The 1,750-nt window shown below is 62.9% G+C and carries 3 protein-coding genes; 1 reads left to right on the top strand and 2 read right to left on the bottom strand.

Features of this window, described 5'->3' with window-relative positions:
• Positions 1-37 precede the first annotated feature (37 nt).
• A complete protein-coding gene (locus EOA78_RS35390) occupies positions 38-523 on the bottom strand; it encodes an SRPBCC family protein (protein ID WP_127320336.1) in 486 nt (161 codons plus the stop codon).
• Positions 524-657: 134 nt separating this feature from the next.
• A complete protein-coding gene (locus EOA78_RS35385; protein ID WP_127320334.1) occupies positions 658-906 on the bottom strand; it encodes a ParB N-terminal domain-containing protein in 249 nt (82 codons plus the stop codon).
• Positions 907-1,063: 157 nt separating this feature from the next.
• Between EOA78_RS35385 and EOA78_RS35380 the strand changes: the two genes are divergently transcribed.
• The coding region (locus tag EOA78_RS35380; RefSeq protein ID WP_348628524.1) for a N,N-dimethylformamidase beta subunit family domain-containing protein at positions 1,064-1,750 on the top strand (687 nt) is incomplete at its 3' end.

Below are 1,750 nucleotides of genomic sequence, written 5' to 3'. Positions count from 1 at the left end.
GCTCTGGACATGTCGGTCTCCTTCCGTCCCGCCGATATCAAAGTCGCTTAGCGACTTCTTCGAGCTGGTCGGCGCACTGGCCCCAGCCCTCGTGAAAGCCCATCTTCTCGTGCTCTTCGCGGTCAGTGACCGACCAATGCGCAACCCGGGCGATGTAGCGGGTCTTGCCCTCGCCCTCATCGTCGAACGTCAGCACGACCGTCATGAACGGCTTTTCGGACGGCTCCCACGCTTTCGTATAGGCGTCGGTGAGAACGATCTTCTTGCCCGGCACGACTTCGAGGAAGATGCCGGGGTTCGGAAATTCATTGCCGTCGGGTCCCGCCATGACGACCAGGCTGGAGCCGCCGCTGCGCACGTCCATTTCGGCGCGCGGCGTCGTCCACGGCTTTGGCGCGAACCATTGCGTCACGAGCTTCGGCTCGGTCCAGCAGCGATAGACGTTCTCGCGCGGCGCATCGATGATGCGGGCAAGAACCAGTTCGCGGTCGGAGCTGGGGGCGATGTCGAGCTTGGTGGTCATGATGGTCTCCTCACTTGCAAAAGAGTTGGCTTGAATGCCGGTTTCCACTCTCAAGGACGAGCGGGCAACGCGCAGCCCGACAGCGTCCCGCGAAAATTTCGCCAGGCCGATTCCGGCGAACGCCGATGGAGAGCTCAGTGGCGCTTGGCTTGGACCAGATAGGCGTCGATTTCGGTCTCGCCGAGCCACTTCGCCGCTTCCAGCCGATGCAGGCCTTCGACCAGGACATGGCGCTTGCCGTCGTGGCGCACCTGGATCGGCGTCTTCATGCCGTTTTCCAGAATGTCTTCGGCCAGATGCCGGACGGTCTCGGGATGCAGTGTCTTCCTGCGCGCGGTCGGCACGTAGATGTCGTCCACCTTGACCTTTTGCACTCTCAGCATGTCGGCTCCCGTGGCGAAAAAGGCCACCCTTTGTGAGATAGTCGGTTTGGAAGGCAAGGCCAAGGCCGGCTGTGAGCTATCGCTGGCCCGATCGTTTCCAATTGACGGTTGGCCGGCAGATGGTCGAAATGACGCGTTCGACCCTTCACAGGCGTTCATGACCAAGCTTCCTACCGAATTCCCCGATTTCGGACTGACGCCCCACCAGCGCCGGCAAGCCGTACGCGGACACTACTGGGAGTGGCCGGGCATGGATGGCGAACGCGGCGAGATCTGGTGCTACAGCGATCGTTTTTCATACCGCCGGGACGAGACGGTGGTGCTGCATGTCAGCTCGACGGCCTCCAGCTTCAGCATTTCGATCGTCCGCGACGGCGGCACGGACATGAAAATGTTCGAGAAGGCTGGGATCGCGGCGCGCTGGCAGGATACACCCGACCAATGTTCGGTCGTGGGCTGCGGCTGGGGCGCTTCGTTTGAATTCCGGGTCGGCGACGACTGGCCGTCCGGAGCCTACCGCATCACGCTGACGGCGGACGGCCGCGACGGCAAGCCGATCCGATGCCAGCATCTTTTCATCGTTAGCCCGCAGCCCGGCAAGAAACGCGGTCGTGTGCTGCAGGTTGCAGCCACCGGCACCTGGCTTGCCTACAACACGTGGGGTGGCTCCAATCATTACGAAGGCATCACCGGCCCGAACCGCGACCAGTATGCCCCAATAGTGTCGACGCAGCGGCCATGGTGCCGCGGTTTTGTTGTTCTGCCGAACGAGGCGCCGCGCGTGCCGCTCGAGGTCGCCGTGCCGCCCAGGACCGTGCCGCGCTATCCGCATATGGAATGGGCC

This window comes from Mesorhizobium sp. M5C.F.Cr.IN.023.01.1.1 (genome assembly GCF_003997585.1).
GTDB classification, from domain to species: Bacteria; Pseudomonadota; Alphaproteobacteria; order Rhizobiales; family Rhizobiaceae; genus Mesorhizobium; species Mesorhizobium wenxiniae.
This window is presented reverse-complemented; position numbering and strand designations above follow the sequence as displayed.